Origin of the sequence: Delftia sp. DLF01 (assembly GCF_014852125.1) — a bacterium.
Lineage (GTDB): Bacteria > Pseudomonadota > Gammaproteobacteria > Burkholderiales > Burkholderiaceae_C > Comamonas > Comamonas acidovorans.
In genome coordinates this window covers 169892-191551 of sequence record NZ_JACVAZ010000006.1, presented here as the reverse complement: position 1 = coordinate 191551, position 21660 = coordinate 169892, and the positions used below count along the sequence as shown (strand labels likewise).

At 66.5% G+C, this 21660-nt stretch carries 8 protein-coding genes and 1 riboswitch; of the genes, 4 read left to right on the top strand and 4 right to left on the bottom strand.

Features of this window, described 5'->3' with window-relative positions; translation table 11 throughout:
- Positions 1 to 160 precede the first annotated feature (160 nt).
- The 3 genes from IB269_RS26640 (at position 161) to IB269_RS26630 (ending at position 3883) form a co-directional block, all read left to right on the top strand.
- Positions 161 to 1168, top strand: a complete 1008-nt coding sequence (locus IB269_RS26640; RefSeq protein ID WP_034368821.1) for a Bug family tripartite tricarboxylate transporter substrate binding protein — start codon at positions 161 to 163, stop codon at positions 1166 to 1168.
- Positions 1169 to 1233: 65 nt separating this feature from the next.
- Positions 1234 to 2715 carry a SidA/IucD/PvdA family monooxygenase gene (locus IB269_RS26635; RefSeq protein ID WP_192368729.1) on the top strand — a complete coding sequence of 494 codons (1482 nt, stop codon included), beginning with the start codon at positions 1234 to 1236 and terminating at the stop codon, positions 2713 to 2715.
- A gap of 7 nt (positions 2716 to 2722) precedes the next feature.
- Positions 2723 to 3883 (top strand): CMD domain-containing protein, encoded by a 1161-nt coding sequence (locus tag IB269_RS26630; RefSeq protein ID WP_192368728.1) that lies wholly within the window; start codon positions 2723 to 2725, stop codon positions 3881 to 3883.
- 137 nt (positions 3884 to 4020) lie between these two features.
- Here IB269_RS26630 and IB269_RS26625 read toward each other — a convergent pair whose 3' ends face one another.
- Positions 4021 to 6639 carry a PepSY domain-containing protein gene (locus IB269_RS26625; protein ID WP_192368727.1) on the bottom strand — a complete coding sequence of 873 codons (2619 nt, stop codon included), beginning with the start codon at positions 6637 to 6639 and terminating at the stop codon, positions 4021 to 4023.
- Positions 6640 to 6984: 345 nt separating this feature from the next.
- Positions 6985 to 17046, bottom strand: coding sequence for a beta strand repeat-containing protein (locus IB269_RS26620; protein WP_225614308.1), 10062 nt, complete (start codon positions 17044 to 17046; stop codon positions 6985 to 6987).
- 651 nt (positions 17047 to 17697) lie between these two features.
- Positions 17698 to 17808, top strand: a riboswitch (glycine riboswitch).
- Positions 17809 to 17900: 92 nt separating this feature from the next.
- On the opposite strand from IB269_RS26620, the gene IB269_RS26615 reads away from it, so the two are divergent.
- Positions 17901 to 19232 (top strand): D-amino acid dehydrogenase, encoded by a 1332-nt coding sequence (locus IB269_RS26615; protein ID WP_097204483.1) that lies wholly within the window; start codon positions 17901 to 17903, stop codon positions 19230 to 19232.
- A gap of 32 nt (positions 19233 to 19264) precedes the next feature.
- On the opposite strand, the gene IB269_RS26610 is transcribed toward IB269_RS26615, so the two are convergent.
- Entirely contained in the window at positions 19265 to 20500 is a 1236-nt protein-coding gene (locus IB269_RS26610; protein ID WP_034397936.1) for an FIST N-terminal domain-containing protein, read from the bottom strand.
- A gap of 76 nt (positions 20501 to 20576) precedes the next feature.
- Positions 20577 to 21533: a PhaM family polyhydroxyalkanoate granule multifunctional regulatory protein gene (locus IB269_RS26605; protein WP_192368725.1), complete on the bottom strand. Its 957-nt coding sequence runs from the start codon at positions 21531 to 21533 to the stop codon at positions 20577 to 20579.
- Positions 21534 to 21660 lie beyond the last annotated feature (127 nt).

The window sequence follows — 21660 nt, the reverse complement described above, 5'->3', positions numbered from 1 at the left end:
GGCGCATGCGCCCGGCATGAAGCCCGCCCCATCGGCGGGCTTTTTGCTGGCAGCCCCGGCCATGCCCACACTGGCTTCATACCAACATATGCATATAAAAGTGGCTCATTAAGTTCTCAGGAAAATATGGGAATTGATTCACCGGATTTCCCTGCACACCATGCGCCCCTCGTTTTTCCGCTCCTGGATTCCCGCCGCCGCCGCGGCCCTGGCCGTCTTCGGCTCCACCGCAGCGGTGGCAGCCGATTCGGCGGCTTCGTGGCCGCACCAGCCCGTGACCATGATCCTGGGCTTCCCGGCAGGCTCGGGCGTGGACGTGATCGCGCGCGGCGTGCAGGAGCCCCTGTCCCAGCGCCTGGGCCAGCCGCTGATCATTGACTACAAGTCGGGAGCGGCCGGCAACATCGCCAGCGAGATCGTGGCGCGCGCCAAGCCGGACGGCTACACGCTGGCCTTCGGCACGGCCGCCACGCACGGCAGCAATGCCGCGCTGTACAAGAAGCTGCCCTTCGATGTGGAAACCGACTTCGTGCCGGTGGCGCCGCTGATCGATGTGTCCAACGTGCTGACCATCAATCCCAACGTGATCAACGTCAAGAACCTCAAGGAGTTCGTGGACGAGATCAAGGCCAACCCCGGCAAGTACAACTACGCCTCCACGGGCAACGGCGCGGGCACGCACATGGCCTTTGCCGAGTTCAATGCGCGCCTGGGCCTGAACATGGTCCACGTGCCATACAAGGGCGGCCCCGAGGCCATCACCTCGGTGCTGCGCGGCGAGACCTGCTGCATCATGAACCAGGTCCAGACCGTGCTGCCCCACTACAAGAGCGGCAAGGTGCGCCTGCTGGGCGTGACCACGGCCAAGCCCGTGGAAGTCATCAAGGAAGTGCCCACCATCGCCTCCAGCGGCCTGACGGGCACCAAGGGCTTCGACAGCTCGATCTGGTTCGGCATCTTCGCGCCCAAGGGCACGGACCCGGCCATCGTGGCCAAGCTCAGCCAGGCCGTGCGCGAGGTGCTGGAGCTGCCCGAGGTGCGTGCGCGCTTCGAGTCCCAGGGCAATGCCATCCGCATCGAAACGCCCGAGCAGTTCAAGAAAACCGTGCACAACGACCGCCTGAAGTGGGCACAGGTGGTCAAAGACGCGAAAATCAGCATCGATTGATGCCGCGCGCGCCCGCAGGCCCTGCCCCGCTGGCGCGCCTTTCCTCGTGAGTTCCTGGTGAGTCTATGTCCCTGACCGAACCGGCAGCCCCGGCCCCTGCGGGCCTGGCTGCCCTTGAAGAACGCCTGCGCGACGACCTCGTCGCCCTGGGCTGGCCTGCCAAGGCCTGGATTCCTCCCTCCACCCGCGACGGCCAGCCCGTGCACGATGTCCTGGTCATCGGCGCCGGCCAGGCCGGCCTGGCCCTGTCGGCCGCGCTGTCCCAGTTGGGCATCGCGGCCGTTTTGCTGGACAAGGCCCCGCTGGACTTCGAAGGCCCCTGGGCCACGACGGCGCGCATGGAAACCCTGCGCTCGCCCAAGGAGCTGACCGGCCCTGCGCTGGGCCTGCCCTCGCTGACCTTCCGCGCCTGGTTCATCGCCCAATGGGGCCGCGAAGCCTGGGCCGCGCTGGACAAGATCCCGCGCCTGCAGTGGATGGACTACCTGCGCTGGTACCGCCGCGTGATGCGCTGCGACGTGCGCAACGGCCACCAGGTCACGGCCATCCGCCCGCTGGCCGACGGCACGGTCGAGGTCGATGTGACGGCCGATGGCGCCTCGCGCACCTGGCTGGCGCGCCGCGTGGTGCTGGCCACGGGCCGCGACGGCCTGGGCGGCCCGCAGATCCCCGCCTTCATGCAGGGCGTGGACCGCAGCCGCTGGGCGCATTCCTCCGACGTGCTCGACTACCGCCGCCTGGCCGGCCTGCACGTGGGCGTGGTGGGCGCAGGCTCGTCGGCCATGGACAGTGCCGCCACCGCGCTGGAGAACGGCGCCGCCAGCGTGGACCTGCTGGTGCGCCGCAGCGACCTGCCGCGCATCAACAAATCCAAGGGATCGGGCACGCCCGGCCTCACGCACGGCCAGTTCCTGCTGCCCGACGCCTGGAAATGGCGCATACGCCACTACATCAACGTGCAGCAGGTGCCACCTCCGCACGGCAGCACGCTGCGCGTCTCGCGCCATGCCAACGCCCACTTCAACCTGGGCTGCGCCGTGCAGAAGGTGGAGCAGGACGGAGACCGGCTGCGCGTGGACACGCCGCGCGGCGTGTTCGTGCTGGACTTCCTGATCGTCTCCACCGGCTTTGCCATCGACTGGCGCCAGCGCCCCGAATTCGCCGACCTGGCGCCCCATGTGCGCATCTGGAGTGACCGCTTCGTGCCCGAGGCGGGTGCCGAGGACCAGGAACTGTCGGACTCGCCCGACCTGGGCCCGCTGTTCGAGTTCCAGGAAAAGACGCCCGGCGCCCTGCCCGGCCTGGACCATGTGCACTGCTTTTGCTATCCGGCCGCGCTGTCGCACGGCACGGTGTCGGGCGATATCCCCGCCATCAGCGACGGTGCGCGCAAGCTGGCCCAGGGCCTGGCCTCGCTGTTCTACCGCGAGGACCTGGAACACCACTACGCCCAGTTGCAGTCCTATTCCGAGCCTGAGCTCGACGGCAGCGAATGGACGCCCGCCGACCCCGAAGCCCGCGTGCGGGCCCTGGCAGACAAGACCTGAGATACCCATGACCACCGCCAACGACACCATCGACCGCCTGGCCGGCCTGACCGACCAGTCCCCCGTTTTCGCCACGCGCCGCCAGCGCGACAAGGTGGCCATTGCCACCCAGGCCTGCGAGGACCTGCTGCTGGGCGACGGCCTGGCCGACAGCCTGTCGCGCGCCGAGCGCCTGGTGCTGGCCAGCGAGCAATGCCGCGTCAGCGGCGTGCAGGCCCTGGCCGATGAATACCGCCAGCGTGCCGAATCCCTGGGCGATGCCCTGACGCCCGCGCTGCGCACCGTGCTGGCCCAGCCCGGCGCCCAGACCGGCAACGCCCGCCTGGATGCGGCCCTGCACTTCGTGCGCACCCTGGCCCTGCACCCGGCCGAGAGCGACCGCGCGGCCCTGCTGGCCATGCCCGAGTCCGGCCTGTCCATCGACGACACCGTGCTGGTGGCCCAGCTGGTGGGCTTCATCGCCTACCAATTGCGCCTGTTCGCGGGCGTGCAGGCCATGGACGCGCTGGGCGGCCAGGCCAGCGCACCGGCTGCCGAAGCCGCCGCCGCACCCTTCGTGCACCCCGCCAACCTGCCGCCACCGGGCGAGCCGCTGCGCCGCAACGGCTACACCAGCGAGACGCTGGACTGGACGTCCTGGCTGCCCGTGCTCGACCCCGCCACGGCAACGACCGAGCAGCAGGCCGTGCTGGACCTGAGCCACCCCAAGGCGCGCACTTCGGACTTCTACCTGCTGCTGGCCCGCCAGCCGCGCGTGCTGTCGGAGCGCTCGCAGGCCTTCAACGCCATCATGTACGCGCCCGGCGGCCTGTCGCACGCCGAGCGCGAGGTAGCGGCCACGGCCGTCTCGCGCTCCAACGGCTGCGTGTACTGCGCATCGGTCCACGCCCAGCGCTTCGAGCAGCTGGCCAAGCGCAACGATGTCATGGCCCAGATGTTCGATGACCCCGACACGGCCGGCACCAATGCGCGCGAACGCGCCATCATCCAGTCCTCGCTGGCCCTGACGCGCGCGCCGGGCAGCTTTGGCGCAGCCCAGCTGCAGCCGCTGCGCGATGCCGGCCTCACGGACCAGGAAATCCTGGACATGCTGCATTCGGCCGCGCTGTTCGGCTGGGCGAACCGGTTGATGCTCAATCTCGGGAAAGAGAAGTACATCACCCCCTGAGGCGCTTACGCGCCTTCCCCCTCTCTCGCTACGCGGGAGGGGGACGACACCCTCGCGGCGGGGCGGCCCTTGCTCGGTGTCCCTGACTTGGGCCGCGCCAGTTTCATGCGCTGTGCATTAAGACGCGGCGCTTCACCTCAGTACACATCCCTGCGGTAACGGCCTTCGACGATCAGGTCTTCGACGGCGGTAGCGCCCAGGATGTCGGCCAGCGCGGCATCGACGCCTGCGGCCATGCCGTCGGCGCTGCCGCAGACGTAGAGCACGGCGCCGTCGGCGATCCAGTCGCGCAGGGGGTCGGCGGCTTCGCGCAGGGCGTCCTGCACGTAGCGGCGCCGGGCCTGGTCGCGGGAGTAGATGAAGTCGGCGCGCTGCAGCTTGCCTGCGGCCAGCCAGCCGGAGACCTCGGCCTCGCAGTACCCGTCATGGGCCCGCTGGCGTTCGCCGAACAGCAGCCAGTTGCGATGGCGGCCTGCGTGCATGCGCGCCAGCAGGTGGCCGCGCAGGCCGGCATAGCCTGAGCCGTTGCCGATGAAGATGGCCGGCGCATCGGGCTCGGCATCTGCCTCTTCGCGCGGCTCGAAGGCGCGGTTTTCCACCAGTCTCATGGCCACGGATGTGCCCTGGGCCGCATGCGCCGTCAGCCAGCCCGACGCCACGCCCAGGCCGCCGTCATGGCGGGCCTGGCGCACCAGCAGCCGCACATGGCCGTCCTGCGGCAGCGAGGCGACCGAGTAGCTGCGCGGCAGCAGCGGCAGCAGCGCATCGGCCACGGCCTGGGGCGCGGTGCCGGGGGCGATGTCGCCCGGGGCCGGCAGCACGCTGGCGGCCAGCGCCTCGCCCAGCGTGCAGGTCTGCTGGCGCCATTGCACGGGGGCCAAACCGTCACATTCCTGGGCGGCCAGCCAGGCCTGCACGGTGGCTGCGCCATGGCGTGGCAGCACCTCGGCCAGCGCACCGGCCCGCCACAGCGGGGCCACGCCTTCGGGCGGCGACAGTTCCAGCATGTAGAGACCGGCGCCCTGGCTGCCCGCATTGCACAGGCTGCGCCCCTGCAGCGGCCATGCGGCAAAGGCCGTGGCATCGGCCAGCGGGCCTGCAGCGGACACAGGCAGCGCATCCGATGCAGGCGGCAAGGCCCCGAAATGCCCAGCCAGCGCCTGCTGCCAGGCATTCCAGGCCTGGGGTTGCTCGCCATCCATCTCGATCAGCGGAAACACGGGCTGCGCGCCCAGGCGGCGCAGCTGGTGGTCCAGCGCATGGCCAAAGCCGCAGAAGGCCGCGTACTGCCGGTCGCCCAGCGCCAGCAGGCCGTATTGCAGGTGCGGCAGGGCCGAGCCCGAGGCCGCGCCCAGCAGGCGCGCAAAGCGGCGCGCGGCATCGGGTGGGTCGCCTTCGCCGAAGGTGCTGGCCACGAAGAGCACGCGCCGGTGGTGGCGCAGTTGCTCGGCATCCAGCGCCGCCACGGACTGCAGGCTGGCCGCCATGCCTGCGCCGCGCAGCGCGGCCACGGTGGCCACGGCCAGGCGCTCGGCGCGGCCGGCCTGGCTGGCGAAGGCGACCAGCACGGTGTCCTGGCCCGCAGGCGCGGACGGTGGCGGGTCCGCCATCAGCGCCTGGCGCTCCTTGGCCAGGGCGCGCGCCTTGCGCCGGCGGTCCAGGTAGAGCATCCAGCCCGTGATGGCGAACAGGGGCATGATCAGCGAGGCCAGCGTCATGAAGATGCGCCCCGGCATGCCGAAATAGGTGCCCATGTGCAGCGGGTAGATGGCACCCACGGCGCGGCGGCCCGTGGGCAGGTCGGCATAGCGCTCGTCGCGCTGCACGGCGCCGTCGGGCAGCAGGGCCATCTGGTTGCGCGCGCGCTCATGGGCGGCATCGGCATCCAGCCAGCTGATCTGCAGGGGCTGGCCCGCGCGCTCGGGCAGGCGCAGCTGGGCGAACTGCCAGCCATGGGCGATGCGCTCGAAGGCGGCCCAGCCGGGCGCGATGTCGATGGGCTGCTGCGCACCAGCTGGCTCAGGCCGGCCGCCACCGGGTTTCGAAGACGGCGCCGCGGGAGCGGCCACACGCGGCGGCACGCCGGCCCAGCCGTCCACCGCGCTGCGCACCACGCCAAAGGCCCAGTACATGCCGGTGCAGGTGAACACCACATAGGCCACCAGGGCCCAGGTGCCCGCCACCGAGTGCAGGCCCCAGAGGAAGGAGCGGCCCTTGAGCGCCGGATCGAAGGTCAGCCAGGTGCGCCATGACAGCGGCCGGCGCGGCCAGCGCAAGTACAGGCCCGACAGCGACAGCATCAGCAGCAGGCCGGCCAGCGTGCCGGTGATGGGCTTGCCGTCATCGCGCGACAGCAGCAGCCAGCGGTGCAGGCGCTCCACCCATTCGAAAAACTCCGTGCCGTGCTGCTCAGGCAGCTGCGCGCCCGTGTAGGGATCGACAAAGACCGTCTGGCCCCGGCGCTGGCCGGCCGGCGGCTTGAAGGCCACCTGGGCCGAGCGGCCGGGCTCGGCAAAGACGGTGATGCGCTGGACCACGCGCTGCTCGCCGGCCTCGCGCAGCGCCTGCGCAATCTGCGGCGGCGCCAGCGGCGCGGCATCGCGTGCGGGCACGGAGGCCGTGCCGGGATTCAACCAGCCCAGGATCTCCTCGTGGAACGAGAACACCGCGCCCGACAGCCCGATGACGATGAGCACCGTACCGGCCGTAATGCCGACGAACCAGTGCAACTGGAACCAGATTTTCTTGAAAGTCATGGGGAGCAGGCGAGCAGGCGGCGTCGGTCGGAAATCCATTGCGGTGCGCAACGGAACATCAGGACAGAACGGTGCATGGAAGGCAGGCGGGCAGAGATGAAAGTGCGCGGCACCTGTGCATCGGCCCCGGGCGGCGTTGGCCGGGACTTGTCGACGGAAGGCGCCAATCAGCGAGAAATTCTAAATTGTTCTCATTTACGGCGTGTTGCACGCGCGATAGGCCCGCAAGGCGGCCTGGGGTTACGGGCAGGCTTGAGCCGCCGGGATGCAGCGCCTGCGCCCAATGGAAATCGCCTGCCGAAACAGGTTCGGCAGGCGATGGTTCAGCTCCTCTTCAACCGTGTGTCAACCGCGTCTGCGACGCAGATTCCACAGGCCTGCGGCCAGCATCAGCAGCATGGCCATGGCGAGCATGCGCGGTTCGAGCGCAGGAATCGGCGTGGCATCCGGTGCCGCACCCACACGCGCCGGACCGCTGGGATCCACGATCACGCCATTGGCTGCGCGATCATCATCACCCTGGCCGCCATCGGTGACCACCACCGAGGTCGTATTGCCCGACACCACCGCACCCGGAGGCTGATACCAGGAGTCCGCCGCCCCTGCGGACGCTGGACCGAACTTCCAGTACGCCATGCCGGTCACCGGACCCGGCCAGGTGACGCTGACCGTGATCGAGCTGCTGGCCGTACAGCCGCGGGCCACGAAGTGCACATTGCCGTACGGGAAGCTCAACTGGCCCGGCGCACCCGCCGCAGCCGCGACGAAGGACGACTGCGACACATCGAACCCGCAGCCCGCGCCACCACCGCTCAAGGTCGCCGTGGCATTGCCTGCCCCGGTGGCTGTCGGACCCGTGAAGGTCTTTCCGAGCACGTTGAGCGAAGTCGTTGTGGCAGGTCCGGTATTGCCATTGCCAGGATTGGTCTGGGTCGCGCTGATCGTGTGCAGACCCGGCGTCGGCAAGCCGCCGCCTGGCGTGCAGCTCCACGTCTGATCGGCCGCGACGATTGCCGTACACAGCGTCGTCGAGCCATCCTTCACCGTGATCGTGTAGCCCGGCGTGCCGGTGCCGGAAATCTGCGGATAGCCTCCCACCGTGGTCGGCGAAACCGTCAGCGTCGGAGCCACCGGCACCTGCGTGCTGGGAGTGACCGGCGTTGCTGGTGTCGATGCACAGTTCACAGTGCAACCTGCCGTCGGATTGACCGGGCTGATGCCACCCGACGGATCGTAGGAAGCCGTATTCGTGCTCGAGCCCACAGCCGTCGGCACAGCCGGCAGATTGAAGCTGGTGTTGCCACCGGCCGCCACTGCCGCAGTGAAGTTCACCGTGCACGTCAGCACGGAGCTGCCATTGCCCGCAAACGGGAAGGTGTTTGGCGTGCAGGTCGCGCTGGCCACGTTCGCGCCGGTCGGCACGCCCGTGATGCTGATGCCTGCCGGCACCAGGTCCTTGATGGTCACGCTGGTGGCAGGACCGAAGGCACTGGCAGCGTTGGACACGGAGAACGCGTAGTTGAACGCAGTCCCCACAGCCAGGCTGCCGGGGTTGGCCTTGGTGACCGTCAACGCTGGCGTACCAGGCGTCACCGGCGTGGAAGGCGTCGATGCGCAATCCGTCGTGCAACCCGCCGTCGGATTGACCGGGTTGATGCCACCCGCTGGATCGTAGGAGGCCGTGTTCGTGCTCGACCCCACAGCCGTCGGAACAGCCGGCAGATTGAAGCTGGTGTTGCCACCGGCCGCCACTGCCGCAGTGAAGTTCACCGTGCAAGACAGGATCGCCGTGCCATTGCCCATGAAGGGGAAGGTATTAGGCGTGCAGGTCGCGCTGGCCACGTTTGCGCCGGTCGGCACGCCCGTGATGCTGATGCCTGCCGGCACCAGGTCCTTGATGGTCACGCTGGTGGCGGGGCCGAAGGCTCCAGCCGCATTCGCTACCGTGAAGGCGTAGTTGAACGCAGTCCCCAAAGCCAGGCTGCCGGGATTGGCCTTGGTGACCGTCAACGCAGGCGTGCCTGGCGTGACGGGCGTGGAAGGCGTCGATGCGCAATCCGTCGTGCAACCCGCCGTCGGATTGACCGGGCTGATTCCGCCCGACGGATCGTAGGAGGCCGTGTTGGTGCTCGAACCCACAGCCGTCGGCACAGCTGGCAGGTTGAAGCTGCTGTTGCTGCCAGCCGCCACCGGCGTGGTGAAGCTCACCGTGCAAGACAGGATCGCCGTGCCATTGCCCACGAAGGGGAAGGTATTAGGCGTGCAAGTCGCACTGGACACGTTCGCACCGGTCGGCACGCCCGTGATGCTGATGCCTGCAGGCACCAGGTCCTTGATGGTCACGCTGGTGGCGGGGCCGAAGGCTCCAGCCGCATTCGCTACCGTGAAGGCGTAGTTGAACGGCGTGCCCACAGCCAGGCTACCCGGGTTGGCCTTGGTGACCGTCAGCGCAGGCGTGCCTGGCGTGACCGGAGTCACCGGCGTGGAAGCGCAGTCTGTCGTGCAACCGGCCGTCGGATTGACCGGGCTGATGCCGCCCGATGGATCGTAGGAGGCCGTGTTGGTGCTCGAACCCACCGCCGTCGGCACAGCTGGCAGGTTGAAGCTGGTGTTGCCACCGGCCGCGACCGAGGTCGTGAAGCTCACCGTGCAAGACAGGATCGCCGTGCCATTGCCCACGAAGGGGAAGGTGTTGGGCGTGCAGGTCGCGCTGGCCACGTTTGCACCGGTCGGCACGCCCGTGATGCTGATGCCTGCAGGCACCAGGTCCTTGATGGTCACGCTGGTGGCGGGACCGAAGGCACTGGCAGCGTTGGAAACGGAGAACGCGTAGTTGAACGCAGTCCCCACAGCCAGGCTACCGGGGTTGGCCTTGGTGACCGTCAGCGCAGGCGTGCCTGGCGTGACCGGAGTCACCGGCGTGGAAGCGCAGTCTGTCGTGCAACCAGCCGTCGGATTGACCGGGCTGATTCCGCCCGACGGATCGTAGGAAGCCGTGTTCGTGCTCGAGCCTACCGCCGTCGGCACAGCCGGCAGGTTGAAGCTGGTGCTGCCACCGGCCGCCACTGCCGCAGTGAAGTTCACCGTACACGTCAGCAAGGAGCTGCCGTTACCCGCAAACGGGAAGGTATTGGGCGAGCAGGTTGCACTGGACACGTTCGCACCGGTCGGCACGCCCGTGATGCTGATGCCTGCCGGCACCAGGTCCTTGATGGTCACGCTGTTGGCAGGGCCAAACGCTCCAGCCGCATTCGCTACCGTGAAGGCGTAGTTGAACGCAGTCCCCACAGCCAAGCTACCGGGGTTGGCTTTGGTGACCGTCAGCGCTGGCGTACCAGGCGTGACCGGTGTGGTGGGTGTCGACGCGCAGTCTGTTGTGCACCCTGCCGTCGGATTGACAGGGTTGATGCCACCCGACGGATCGTAGGAGGCCGTGTTGGTGCTCGAACCCACAGCCGTCGGCACAGCCGGCAGATTGAAGCTGCTGTTGCTGCCAGCTGCCACCGGGGTGGTGAAGCTCACGGTGCAAGACAGGATCGCCGTGCCATTGCCCACGAAGGGGAAGGTATTGGGCGTGCAGGTCGCACTGGCCACGTTTGCGCCGGTCGGCACACCCGTGATGCTGATGCCTGCCGGCACCAGATCCTTGATGGTCACGCTGGTGGCGGGACCGAAGGCACTGGCAGCGTTGGACACGGAGAACGCGTAGTTGAAGGGTGTCCCCACAGCCAGGCTACCCGGGTTGGCCTTGGTAACCGTCAGCGCAGGCGTGCCAGGGGTCACCGGCGTGGAAGGCGTCGATGCGCAATCCGTCGTGCAACCGGCCGTCGGATTGACGGGACTGATGCCGCCCGACGGATCGTAGGAGGCCGTGTTGGTGCTCGAACCCACAGCCGTCGGCACAGCTGGCAGGTTGAAGCTGCTGTTGCTGCCAGCTGCCACCGGTGTGGTGAAGCTCACCGTACACGTCAGCACGGAGCTGCCATTGCCCGCAAACGGGAAGGTGTTGGGCGTGCAGGTCGCACTGGCCACGTTCGCTCCGGTCGGCACGCCCGTGATGCTGATACCCGCAGGCACCAGGTCCTTGATGGTCACGCTGTTGGCAGGACCGAAGGCACTGGCAGCATTGGACACGGAGAACGCGTAGTTGAAGGGCGTGCCCACAGCCAGGCTGCCGGGATTGGCCTTGGTGACCGTCAACGCAGGCGTACCCGGTGTGACCGGAGTCACCGGCGTAGAAGCGCAGTCTGTCGTGCAACCCGCCGTCGGATTGACCGGGCTGATGCCGCCCGACGGATCGTAGGAAGCCGTGTTCGTGCTCGACCCCACAGCCGTCGGCACAGCCGGCAGGTTGAAGCTGGTGTTGCCACCGGCCGCCACTGCCGCAGTGAAATTCACCGTGCAAGACAGGATCGCCGTGCCATTGCCCACGAAGGGGAAGGTGTTGGGCGTGCAGGTCGCACTGGCCACGTTTGCACCGGTCGGCACGCCCGTGATGCTGATGCCCGCAGGCACCAGGTCCTTGATGGTCACGCTGGTGGCGGGGCCGAAGGCACCGGCAGCGTTGGACACGGAGAACGCGTAGTTGAAGGGCGTGCCCACAGCCAGGCTACCCGGGTTGGCCTTGGTAACCGTCAACGCAGGCGTGCCAGGCGTGACTGGAGTCACCGGTGTGGAAGCGCAGTCTGTTGTGCAGCCGGCCGTCGGATTGACCGGGCTGATGCCGCCCGACGGATCGTAGGAGGCCGTGTTCGTGCTCGAGCCCGCAGCCGTCGGAACAGCTGGCAGGTTGAAGCTGGTGCTGCCACCGGCCGCCACTGCCGCAGTGAAGTTCACCGTGCACGTCAGCACGGAGCTGCCATTACCCGCAAACGGGAAGGTGTTGGGCGTGCAGGTCGTGCTAGCCACGTTCGCACCGGTCGGCACGCCTGTGATGCTGATGCCTGCCGGCACCAGGTCCTTGATGGTCAGGCTGGTGGCGGGACCGAAGGCACCGGCAGCGTTGGACACGGAGAACGCGTAGTTGAACGGCGTGCCCACAGCCAGGCTGCCGGGATTGGCCTTGGTGACCGTCAGCGCTGGCGTACCAGGCGTGACCGGCGTGGAAGGCGTCGATGCGCAATCCGTCGTGCAACCCGCCGTCGGATTGACGGGGCTGATGCCGCCCGATGGATCGTACGAGGCTGTGTTCGTGCTCGAACCCACCGCCGTCGGCACAGCCGGCAGGTTGAAGCTGGTGTTGCCACCCGCCGCCACTGCCGCAGTGAAGTTCACCGTGCAAGTCAGCACGGAGCTGCCATTGCCCGCAAACGGGAAGGTATTGGGCGTGCAGGTCGCACTGGCCACGTTCGCTCCGGTCGGCACGCCCGTGATGCTGATACCCGCAGGCACCAGGTCCTTGATGGTCACGCTGTTGGCAGGACCGAAGGCACTGGCAGCGTTGGACACGGAGAACGCGTAGTTGAAGGGCGTACCCACAGCCAAGCTGCCAGGGTTGGCCTTGGTGACACTGAGGTTCACCACGCTCACAAAATGAATTTGTGCGGCGCTTGGCGAATACGCGTTTGCTCCCACGGTGAACGTGCCACCCAGGGTTCCTGCAGGAATGCTGGTGGCGATGCTGTAGGTACCACTCGCTGTGCTGGTGGCAGTGATCGAGCAGATGCCCAGAGTTGTGCCGCTTGTTCCAGTGGTGCACGTGGCCGACGCACCTGCCGCGCCACCGTTCAGCTTCACGCCGGCAGCACCGGCAAAGGTGACGACCTCGCCGCCCTTGGGATTGCCACCGGCATCGCGCACATACGCTTCCACCACATCGGTTGCCGTGCCATTTGCCGCCGCGTTGTCGCTCACGACACGCAGGCCCGAATTGCTTGCCGAGGCATTGCCGGCGACAAAGGCCATCGATTGCGGGCTGTTGCCGATGGCAGTTGCACCCACCGTGGCGGCAGCCGAGTAAGTCGATGCGGTCACGCTGGTGAACGACACCGAGCAGGTCGCCGCCGCACCCGCAGTCGTGCAACTGGCGGCGGCAGGCGCCGCTCCGGCAGGCGTCACGCTGAAGTTCACGGCAACGCCGGTGACCGGATTGCCGAACGCATCCTTGGTGACCACGGAAACGACGTCCTGGCCGCCGCCAGCTGCCTGGTTGTTCGCATCGACCGACATGGTCGAATTGGCGGGATCGACGGCACCTGCCGTAAAGACATAGGCAGCCGTCGCACCGTACGTATTGCCACCGGCGCTGACGCCGCTGCCGCTCAATGCGCCGCTCGCGATGCTTGCGCCGGAAGTGTAGGAACCCGCGACGGTTGTCTTGGCGGTGACCTGGCAGGTACCGGCCGCATTGGTGGTGCAGGTACCGCTGAAGGTGATGTTTGCGGTGGGAGAGAACGTGACAACGCTTCCGGCCACCGGATTGCCGTTGACATCTCCCACAAACGCTTCAAGCACATCTGTCGCCGAGCCATTGGCCGTGACCGGACTGGTGACGGTACGCACCCCCGACTTGGCGGGGTCGGCGGCATTGGCCGTGAAGTTGATCACGGCCGGGCTGCCGTTTGCCACGCTCTGGGTGGTGGTGCCGTTGTTGTCCGTGGCTGTGAAGCTCGCCGCACCCGCCACGGTGGATGTCACCGTGATGGAGCAGCGCGCTGGATTCGCATTGGCCGCAATCGTGCAGGAAGTTGCCGACGGCGTGCCGGCGCCGATATGGACAAAGCCGATGGTGTGGGCGACCGTATCGACGGTTGCATTGCCATTGGCGTCCTGCAGTGCGACGGTCACCGTGCCGGTGCTCGTACCGTCGGCCATCACCGAGAGCGGCGTGGCACTGAGCAGATTGCCACTGGCTGTATTGCTGGGCGGCCCGGCAATGAAGTTGACCGATACCGGACTGCCATTGCTCACGGCCGTTCCGTTGTCCGTTGCCGTGAAACTTGCGGTGCCGACCGCGGCCGATTTCACCGTCACGGAGCAGGTGGCCGGATTGGCGTTGGCCGCGATCGTGCACGTGGGTGCGGCTGGCGTGGTCGTGCCCACGCCCGTTTTGGTGAAGACAATCGTGTGTGCCACCGTATCCGTGGCGGGATTGCCATTGGCATCGCGCAGGGCCACGCTGATCGAGCTCGTGGCAGTGTTGTCTGCGACAACGCTGAGCGGACTGGCACTGATCAGGTTTCCATTCGCGCCATTGCTGGGCGAGCCGGCCGTGTAGTTCACCACAGCCGTAGCCGTGGCGGCCGAGCCATTGATGGTGAAACCAAAGGTGCCACTGCCGACTGCGGTAGGTGCCGTGATGGTTGCCGTGTACACCCCTGCGCTGCACGACCCCGCGCCGACCGCAGGCGAGCCCTGTGTTCCGCTGTTCAGCGTGAAGGCCACCGTATTGGCACAGGTTGCAATCGAATTGCCTGACGCATCCTTGAGCTGCGCCGTCAATGTGCTGGTTGCGGTGCCATTGGCAATGATCGAGGTCGGACTCGCAACGATGGTCGAGGCGCTGGTACTTGGCGGACCCGCCGTGTAGCTCACTGAAGCCGTAGCAACTGCGGCAGAGCCGTTGATGGTGAATCCGAAGATCCCGCTGCCGACCGCCGTGGGCGATGTGACGGTGCCCGTATAGATGCCGGCAGTACATGAGGCCGCGCCCACACTCGGCGTTCCCTGCGTTCCGCCGTTCAGGGTGAATGCCACCGTGTTCGTGCAGGTGTTGATCGGATTGCTGCTGGCATCGACCAGTTGCACGCGCAGCACGCTGGTGGAGCTGCCGTTGGCCACGATCGATGTCGGTGTGGCGACTATCGTCGATGCACTCGTGCTCGGCGTTGCGGCCACATAGGAGACCGTTGCGGTGGCAACAGCCGCAGACCCGTTGATGGTGAACCCGAAGGTTCCGCTGCCGACCAGCACCGGCGATGTCACCGTCCCCGTATACATGCCGGCACTGCAGCCCGTGACGCTGACGGCAGGAACGCCTTGCGTCCCCGCATTGAGGGTGAAGGCCACCGTATCGGTACAGGTGGTGACAAGGTTGCCTAAAGCATCCTTCAACTGCACGGCCAAGGTGCTGGTGGAGACGCCGTTGGCCGCAATCGATGGCGGACTCGCGGCGATTTCAGACCCACTCGTGCTGGCCGGCAGCCCGGTGAAGCTGTAAGCAACCGGCGAAGGCTGATAGGTCACTGCGCCAGATACCGGACTTCCACCCAATGGAAGATTGGAGAACGTGGCACCAGCGACTGACGACGACAAGGTCACGGGTGTCGTGAATGTTCCGGCGACACTGCTGCTGGCATTGATGGGAGACGCGCACTTTCCGCTGGAGTTGGTCGTGCAGCTGACTGCGGCGGAACTGCCATTGAACGTGACACCTGCAGGCGGCGCTGCGAAGGTAACGGTGTCACTGCCCCCCGTCCAGGCATTGCCTTGGCCGTCAACAATGTAGACCTCCAGCAAGTCGCTGCTGCCGACAGGTTGATTGTTGGTCGTCGCCAGAACGCCAGATTTCAGGGCACAGGGAAAACCGGTGACGCTTGCCGCCGTTGAAAGCTGCGAGGTCTGGGCTCCGCCGGAATTGCTGTCCGTCACTGTGACTCGCACCTGGCCGCTGAGATACGAAGGAACGGTCAGCGTTCCCGAGGCTCCGGCCATGGTTTCGGAGCCCAGATAGACCTGCGCATCGTTGACGCCCGCGCCGGTCGGCGACCAAAAGGCTTCCACCGTATACGGTGCCGGCTCGCTCGCATTGGCATTTGCCGTGATATTGAATGTCCAGGTGCAGGCGGCGGTGTCACTGGCGCCAACGCCAAGGGTGGGGGTCCATCCGGTTTGTCCATTGCCCGTCGTCAGCAAACTGATGCCTGAGTTTGCAGCCACAGGCACGGAAAACAGCGTGTTCTGAGAAATCTTGAAGAAATCACGCGTAGTGATACGAATGGCACTTCTCGACTGGCTTGTCATCTTGTTGTTGCCAATCAATCCTGGTGCCGTACCCGTACCACCGATATTCACCCCGTCCCCGCCGCCAGTGAAGTTGTTATCGGTCACCGTCACTACCTGCGTCGTGCCTGAGGCTGCCGTATTCACCGTTGGTGCCGACACATGCGTTGGCGATGACCCGGTATAGGCGGCGATAGGCAGCGAGAAGGTATTACCCGTCACGGCCAGACCAATTCCATTGGCCAGGCTGATCGTTCCATCAACCGACACCACGGCCCTGGGCGCATTTCCACCAGTCGGGCTCAGTGCGATATTCGAATTTTTGATCGTCAATCCGTTGACGGTCATGTTCGACATGACCTGGAAAAACTGCTCAAGCTGCATTCCCCCGATAGGGTTGGGCAGATTCGTTACCGTGAAATTATCGACAACGATGTTGGAAACCGTGCCTGCACCGTTGCTTGCGGCAACGGAAATGGCCGAGCCCTTGTTATTGCCGTAATTTCCATTCCATATCGCGGAATTGATCGTGCTATTGGTAAAGAATACGTTTTGTGCGCCTTGATGAATCTCCGCGTACAGCTCGCAGTTGAACGGCGTCCCCTCTCCCGCAGGGGTTGGCGCCACATTCACCAGGCCGACGCGATCAATGGTGACATTGTTCGCCGGGGAGCCAACGACGAATACCGCTTCGCCACAGGTCATGTTGGGCGAATTGGTGAGCGTGATGTTCTTCCCACCAAGATAAAAAGTTTCCCAGGCGGAGTCCGCCCAGTTCTGGACTTGTATGACTCCCCCGAAATCGATGGTCAATGAGCCCGTGCCGGCTGGCACGGTGCCTTTGAGCCAGTACCAGGCACCACCGGCACCAGTGGTGGTGCCCGTATCGCCGCCGCTGATCATCTGGGTTTGACCACAGGCATTGGTGGCTCCCGTCACGGCGCCGGACTGGGCTCCGCTGACGAATGTGTTGGCACAGCGCACGTAAACCGTCTGATTGTCGACATACGGATGGAGGTTTCCCGCCGCATCCTTGGATGTCCCGCTCTGTATGGTTCGTACCGACGTAGACAGTGTCGGCGCAAAGACGATGGAAACATCGGCACTCGGATCCAGCGTTTGTAGCGTGTAGTTGGCTGCCTGAATGGCCGCTCGCAGCGTACATGCGCCAGCAAAGGTACCCCCCAGCGTGCTGACACAGGTGGTTGGTGTCGTTGCATTGGCATTTGGAGCGTCGCTGTTGTCGGTGACCGTGAAAACGATGGTCGCCGCGAGTGCCGTGGATGAGATACCCGCGCATGAAAGCAGCAGCAAAGAGAAAAGGCACTTCGCTGCACGCCACTTGCGAAAAAATGCCGAACCAGGCAGGCGATTGAGAGCATGCATGATATTCCCCGTTTTCTCAAGGAGATATGACAGGAAAATGATTTTCCCAATGGCAATGGCCATCAGTTGTACCCAGCGCATTTGCATCGCCGTACCTCGAATAGTTCTATTTGAATCACGAGCTCACAACTCACCTTGCAGCCGGTGAGGTTGGAAGCAAAATGTTTCGCGCAGATCCTGCGCGTCAATCAAAAAGGTGGATTTCCATCAACGTTTGCGAGCTGCTCCGCTGCCCATTGAGCCGGACACACCTTCAGTCGGGTTTGCGACGCAAATCATTCCTCCCTCCACAAACCATATTCACCGTGCTTGTATTTTTTCAGTGCCGGGCCAGTTTCCATGGACCTGCACCTGTGCAACGGTAAGTCGCCTATCAGACATATACACAACTCATGGTTAACCCATGCAGGTCCAATCGACCAGAACATGCACTGACAAACCACTGCACACATCGATAGGCTAAATCATGTTTTTTTCTATTTCAATAGTTTTTTTACATGAAATCGAAGGCTCGTGCCAGCGCTACGAGGGAGGCGCTTGAGCGATATAGGGAATACCCTGAATCGGCCACACCACATACAGGTAGTAACTGGTGGTATCCCCAGTACGACTGGAACCGGCTGCGCAAGCCACATAGAATCGCCCCTGCAGGAGAGCAGGCGGGCACCACGGTGCCGAGCCTCACCGAAGGCGCAAACTCCCATACACGCTCAGGTTCCGTACTGCAAACACAACATGCCGTCTGGAGAGCCGCCGCACGCAATATGCGGCGCACCGAAGGAGCAAGCCCCGTTCCCATGGACGGCGGTGAATCTCTCAGGTACCAAGGACAGGGGGAGCGGCAGCTGCGTCACGACGGACGCCGGCTGCTTGCTATTGAATCCATAGCTACCAGCTTCCGCGTGACCGGCACATGCCTTTGAAAGGGCATTGTCATGCGCGTCATCGTTCTCGGAGCCGGCCTGATCGGCACCGCCTCGGCCTACTATCTGCAATCTCTCGGTCATGAAGTGACCGTCATCGACCGCCAGGCTGCGCCCGGCGCCGAAACCAGCTTTGCCAACGGCGGGCAGATCTCGGTCAGCCATGCCGAACCCTGGGCCAACCCCGGCGCACCGCTGAAGTTGCTGGGCTGGCTGGGCCGGCAGGACGCCCCCCTGCTGTTCCGCCTGCGCGCCGACATGCGCCAGTGGCTCTGGGGCCTGTCCTTCCTGCGCAACTGCACGCCCGCGCGCACGCGCCACAACATCCAGCAGATCGTTCGCCTGGGCACCTACAGCCGCGAGGCCCTGCAGCAGCTGCGGTCGGACACCGGCATCCAGTACGAGCAGCGCATGCAGGGCATCCTGCACTTCTACACGAACGCCCGCGAGTTCGAGGGCGCTCTCAAGCCCACCGAGCAGATGCAGGCCCTGGGCTGCGACCGCCGCCTGATCGACGCCGACGAAGCCGTGCGCCTGGAGCCGGCCCTGGCCCATGTGCGCGGGCAGATAGCGGGCGCCACCTATACGGCCGAGGATGAATCGGGCGACGCCAACCTCTTCACGCGCGAGCTGGCACGCATTGCCACCACCACGGGCGTGCAGTTCCGCCACGGCCACCACGTCATGGCGCTGCGCACCACGGGTGCGGGCGCAAGCCGCCATATTGACCATGTGGAGGTGACCAATGCCGATGGCCGCTACGAACGCATCCAGGGCGACGCCTATGTGCTGGCCATGGGCTCGTTCAGCCCGCTGCTGGCCCAGCCGCTGGGGCTGCGCCTGCCCATCTACCCGGCCAAGGGCTACTCCGTGACCCTGCCGGTGCTGGACCCCGCCAAGGCCTACCAGGTCAGCCTCACGGACGATGAGTTCAAGCTGGTGTTCTCGCGCTACACCGGCGCGCAGGGCGACCGCCTGCGCATTGCCGGCACGGCCGAGTTCAACGGCTACGACCGCAACCTGGACCCCGTGCGCTGCGAGGCCATCGTGCGGCGCGTGCAGCAGCTGTTCCCCGGCGCCGGCGATACCGGGCGCGCCCAGTTCTGGAGCGGCCTGCGCCCCGCCACGCCCAGCAATGTGCCGCTGATCGGACGCTCGCCCATCGCCAACCTGTTCCTGAACACCGGCCACGGCACGCTGGGCTGGACCCATGCCTGCGGCTCCGGCATGGCGCTGGCCGATCTGGTCAGCGGCAGGCAGCCGGCCGTGGATTTCGATTTTCTGGGAGCCGCAGCCATGGACCCGGATCGCAGCGCAGGCACGGTGCGCCCGCGCGCGGTCTGAGGTGCAGACGGTGTGTACGGCGTGTACGACGCCTAGGCAGTGAACACCGTCAACACCCCGGCGAAGCGGTGCAGGCGGGCGTCCATGATCTCGGCTTCGGCGACGAAGCCGATCAATGGCACATCGCCCAGTGCGTGGCGCAGGGTGCGCAGCTCGGCATCGGGGCCGCCGAACAGGCCGCCGCCGCGGCCCCGGCAACTGATGTAGATGGCGCCACGGATGCGGGGCTGTGCCTCGCCTTCGGGCGCCGCCTCCTCGGGCTCCGCCGCATCGCGCAGCGCAGCGCCCAGTTGCAGCAGTTCCTGGCGCGCGACCTGGGCCTGGCGGCGGCAGAAGATCACCGAATGCCCGGCCTCCACGGCCGATGACAGGGCCACGCCCTGGCGCAGCGGGTCCAGCCCGACCAGGGTCAGCACCTGGGCCTCTTCGGTGAGCACGCCGTGGGCCATGCCCCGGCCCGGCGGCGCAATGGCCGCCAGCGTGCTGCGCACCGTGGTCAGCGCGGGCTGCCAGTCGCTGCCTTCCAGCTCCACGCCCAGCAGTTGCAGCAGGCGCTGCAAGGCCGGATCGCCATTGAGCCCGGTGACCAGGGCGCCGCGCGCCTCGGTGATCTCCAGGCCCTCGCCCAGCGGCACGCAGCCCTGGGCCATGCCCGTGATGCAGGGCACGCCCGCACCGAAGGCCACGCCCGAGAAGCCTCCGCTAAAAATGCCGCGCGCATCCGCATGCTGCGCATGCAGGTCCTCGGTGCGGCAGGCGATCTGTACGCCCTCCACGCCATCGTCCCCGTCATCGCCCACGCCGCCGAACAGCAGGCCGGACTCGGTGCGCTCGGACAGCTCGTACAGCAACTCGGCCAGCTCGGGCTGGCCGCCTCCGGCATGGACCAGGGCCGAATGGGCCGTGAACCCGGCCTCGCCGCCCGGCGCATGCAACGGCGCCAGGCCCGAATACAGGCGGTAGTGCGCCGCCGGCACATCGAGCAGCATCACCGCGAGCGCGGAACCGGACAGGTATTCATGGGACATGGCCAGCACGCCACCGGCCGAGCAGCCAGCCCAGTCCGCCACATGGGGCAAGGCCCTGGCCAGATGCTGCAGCAACGGTCTTGCATGGGCGGCATGCGCGTGGGACAGGTACACCAGGCCCAGTCGGGGGCGCTGCGCGTGGCCCGGATCGGCCATCTGCGAGCGCAGTTGCAGCAGCACCGCATCGGCCGCGGCGCGCCAGTCGGAATGGCTGGCATGGCCTACAGGAAACAACGACATTCCAACCTTCTTTCTAGCCCTGCCAGCGCCCGGCTTGCGGAGGGCTCTAGACCATCCATGGGTGCCGCCGTCCCGCTCAGCGCGGTGGCCGGCTCTTGGCCGGCGCCTTGCCTGCGGCCGGTGCCTTGGCTGTTGTCTTTGCGGTGGTCTTTGCCGCCGTCTTCCTGGCCGCCGCCTTGGCTGGCGCTTTGGCCGGAGCTTTCGGTGGGGCTTTCGCAGCCGCCTTGGCAGCTCCGGCCGGGGCCTTGGCCGCCGGTGCAGCCGCCTTGCCTGCCTGCGCGGCGAAGGCGCCAGCCTGGGCCGTCATGCGGTCCATGGCGGCCTTGGCGATGTCGCCGGCCATGCCGGTGGCGCGCTGTGCGGCAGCCACGGCCTCGGGGGCCATGGGCTCGGCCATGGCCTTGGCGGCGATCTGCTGGAATTGCTGGGTCAGTGCGCCCCACCATTGCATGGCCTGGCCCATGGCGGCGGCCTGGGCCGGCTCGTCCTTGGGCGCAGAAGCCTCAGAGCCGGAGGCCTTGCTGCCGGCATCCGCGGATGCAGCGGCCGCAGCAGCTGCAGGCGGCTCGGCAGGGGGCTGTGCGGGCGCGGCCTGCGGCTTTTCCTGCTTGCCGGCCTTGCCGGCGGAGGACATGGGCCAGTCCGAGTGGTCGGACTGCCCCGCGCTGGCGGTGCCTTTGCCCGCAGTGGCTGCAGCAGCGGTGGCGGCTGCAGCGGCGGGGAACTGGAAGGCCTGCGCCAGTTCACCCATGCTGACGTTCATGCCCTGCAGGGTGGACAGCGTCATGCGCTGCACTTCCAGGGCCTGGATGGTGGCGGCCAGCGCCTTGCCATTTTGGTCCAGCCAGAACTGCACGGCCTTGAGTTCGGTGATGCGCTTGTCCACCTCCTCGATGCTCACCGTGGGCGCCACCCATTCGGGCAGGCGCCCCAGGGGCCGGGCCGTGGCCGATCCCGCGCTCTGGGCCAGGCCCTGCAGGAAGTCGAAACCGGGGATGAACTTGCCGAAACCGAAGGAGGACGCGTCACTCATGGCAGCACTCGCTAGGACTGGGTTGGAAGAGCATGCCGGCGAAGGATGCCGGCCATGCTCCCAGCTTAACCCAGGCACACGCCAAGTCCACGGCAAGTCATGCGCATGCGGCTGCGCACAAACCCGG

Excerpts from the sequence above, each read along its gene's own strand:
- IB269_RS26640 (WP_034368821.1), top strand. The coding sequence starts at position 161 with ATGCGCCCCTCGTTTTTCCGCTCCTGGATTCCCGCCGCCGCCGCGGCC.
- IB269_RS26635 (WP_192368729.1), top strand. The coding sequence starts at position 1,234 with ATGTCCCTGACCGAACCGGCAGCCCCGGCCCCTGCGGGCCTGGCTGCC.
- IB269_RS26630 (WP_192368728.1), top strand. The coding sequence starts at position 2,723 with ATGACCACCGCCAACGACACCATCGACCGCCTGGCCGGCCTGACCGAC.
- IB269_RS26625 (WP_192368727.1), bottom strand. The coding sequence starts at position 6,639 with ATGACTTTCAAGAAAATCTGGTTCCAGTTGCACTGGTTCGTCGGCATT.
- IB269_RS26620 (WP_225614308.1), bottom strand. The coding sequence starts at position 17,046 with ATGCGCTGGGTACAACTGATGGCCATTGCCATTGGGAAAATCATTTTC.
- IB269_RS26615 (WP_097204483.1), top strand. The coding sequence starts at position 17,901 with ATGCGCGTCATCGTTCTCGGAGCCGGCCTGATCGGCACCGCCTCGGCC.
- IB269_RS26610 (WP_034397936.1), bottom strand. The coding sequence starts at position 20,500 with ATGTCGTTGTTTCCTGTAGGCCATGCCAGCCATTCCGACTGGCGCGCC.
- IB269_RS26605 (WP_192368725.1), bottom strand. The coding sequence starts at position 21,533 with ATGAGTGACGCGTCCTCCTTCGGTTTCGGCAAGTTCATCCCCGGTTTC.